This window comes from Collinsella sp. HCP3S3_E11 (assembly GCF_052067375.1).
GTDB lineage: Bacteria > Actinomycetota > Coriobacteriia > Coriobacteriales > Coriobacteriaceae > Collinsella.
This window is the reverse complement of record NZ_JBQHQI010000025.1, coordinates 1-2,471: the sequence shown is the minus strand read 5'-3', so window position 1 is coordinate 2,471 and position 2,471 is coordinate 1. Positions and strand designations below refer to the sequence as shown.

2 protein-coding genes and 1 pseudogene are annotated in these 2,471 nt (G+C 57.8%); all 3 read left to right on the top strand.

Features of this window, described 5'->3' with window-relative positions:
* Nucleotides 1–140 precede the first annotated feature (140 nt).
* Nucleotides 141–818, top strand: coding sequence for an AbiH family protein (locus ACTM86_RS08870; RefSeq protein ID WP_441017468.1), 678 nt, complete (start codon nucleotides 141–143; stop codon nucleotides 816–818).
* Nucleotides 819–947: 129 nt separating this feature from the next.
* A complete protein-coding gene (locus ACTM86_RS08865) occupies nucleotides 948–1,346 on the top strand; it encodes a hypothetical protein (protein WP_441017471.1) in 399 nt (132 codons plus the stop codon).
* Between the two features lie 96 nt (nucleotides 1,347–1,442).
* Nucleotides 1,443–2,357: pseudogene (locus ACTM86_RS08860) on the top strand (IS256 family transposase); the annotation flags it as partial.
* Nucleotides 2,358–2,471: the final 114 nt, after the last annotated feature.

Here is a 2,471-nt window from a genome sequence, read left to right as displayed (position 1 = left end):
GACTCCTCGTCGACTGATACGATGTTCGCAGACACGGCCCGTGCCCCCTTCGTCGGTGATTTGTTGTTTAGTCGCTAGAAATCATATGACGGGGCGCGGGCCGTGTTCCGCTATGCGGTTGTCAATTTGCGAAAGAAATTATGCGTCACCTTGTTACATTTAATTACACCAAAACGTTAGAGGAGCTGTATGGGGTTCCCGACGAAATGATCCTTCATATTCATGGCTCAATAGATAGAGTTGAGACAGATGCTCTTCTTCCTTGCGACATAGAAACGGTGGCCCCAGCTTTTTTGCCCGAAGATTGGGATGGAATGGATGTCGATTTGTGTAGAAGCAAGGAAAACAATCATATTATTCGAAGCAGCATACAATTCGGATCTCCAGATAACAATTCAAAAAAAATGAGAGAGGATCTTGAACTATCATATGGTGATGATGATTTTTATGGGGCATATATAGAGCCTTGTATGAAGGTGATCGAAGACTACTGCAACAAGGCTACGAAAGACTTACCTTCAAACTATCCATCACTGGTACGATTTCTTGATTACGCCAACATTGATTCCATCTGCGTTTTTGGTCATGGTTTTGATGGCGTAGATAAGCCATATTACACGGATATTCTCATCCCTCGATACAACCTATTACCTTGGACATTCGTGTCTCATAACGAAGAAAGCAAGACAAACATAGAGGCTTTTTGCTGTCAAAATGGAATACGGCTATACCAAATGAAAAATGCTGCATCGCCAGAAAAAATCGACTTACGCATTGCAGACGCCTTTAGAACCGATAGCGTCATCCCTGATATTTAAAGGCACACTGGCTGAGTATTCGCGCGCGTGGTGACCACCGTTCGCAGCTAAAGTGACCGCTTTGCCATTTACTCGTTCGCAGCCAGCGTGACCATCCGCTCTCACGCAAGTTTACCGCCTTGGGGTCCCATGCCCGTCGCTAACTACAATCATCCTTGTCATGTCAACCACAACGACAAGGAGATTGATGTGGTAACAAAAATCAAGGCGAAGGCGGTGCTGCAGCTGCGGGCCGCGGGGCACTCGCGCAACGCGATAGCCAAGAGCCTGAAGATGGCGAAGAGGAGCGTTTTCGACGTGTTCGACCGCGCCGACGAGCTCGGCATCGGCTACGACGATGTTGCCGACAAGGACGACGACGAGGTCTACCGCCTCGTTTTCCCTGAGCGGTTCAACTCCGAGCAAATCTTCGAGCAGCCCGATTGGGGCTACGCGCACAAAGAGCTCGGCAGGGTTGGCGAACCGCAGCGTCGCGAGCTCCTCGATCTGGGGCCTGGGGACGCGATCGCGTCGAAAATGTTGGTGTAAGGGTGACACCCTAGCGCTCGTTTAACGAAGAACGGCCTTCGTCCTAGAATCTGAAATCACCACAACAACAGGTTCTAGGAAAGGACGAAGACCGCTATGGAAATCTTATCAGACCCGACGCCGGACATGCTCGCCATGCCCCGTTTCGACGACGGCGCCATCGATATGCAGGAGCTGCTTCGCAGACTCGCCGAGCAGGTCGTTAACGCCGTGATGGACGCCGAGGCCGACCAGCTGTGCGGCGGCGGGGCGAACAGCCGAAACGGCTACCGCGAGAGGTCGCTCGCCACCTGCGTCGGCACGCTGACGCTGCGCATCCCCAAGCTGCGCTCCGGCAGCTTCTTCCCCGAGGACGTGCTCGAGCGCTACCAGCGCGTCGACCGCGCCCTCGTTGCCGCCGTCGCCGAGATGTACGCCACGGGCACGAGCACCCGCAAGGTGCAGAGGGTGGCCGAGAAGATGGGCGTCTCCAGGCTCTCGAAGGACCAGGTGAGCGCAATCGCCTCGAGCCTGGACGCAGACATCGAGGATCTGTGCGGAAGGCCGCTCGACGGCTCGCCGGTGCCCTACGTCTGGCTCGACGCGACCTACGTCAAGTGCCGCCGCGGGGGGCGCGTCGCCTCCACCGCCGTGGTCACCGCCATCGGCTGCGATGCGGGCGGCTGGAGGCGCGTCCTGGGCGTCGACGTGGTTGACACCGAGTCCTACGACTCGTGGCTCGCCTTCCTGCGGGCCATCCGCTCGCGCGGGGCGGCGGGCGTGCGGCTCGTCGTCTCGGACGCCCACCCGGGGCTCGTCCGGGCGCTCGGCGAGGTCTTCCAGGGCGCCGCGCGGCAGCGCTGCGCGGTCCACCTCATGCGCGACTGCATGCGCGAGGCCGGCTCCTGGCAGCTCAGGCGCCGCGTGGGCAGGATCGTGTCGCAGGTGTTCCGCGGGCGCGACGCCGCCACCGTGACGGCCATGTACCACGCGGCGTGCGACATGCTGGCGGGGTGCTGCCCCAGGGCGGCGGCGTGTTAGCGTCAATCTATTTTTCACCAGTTTCGCTAAACAGGCGCGCCGTTCGCGCAAAGGCGGTTTCACCGGTTGCGCTAACGTATTTTCACCGATTCCGGTCACGGCTTG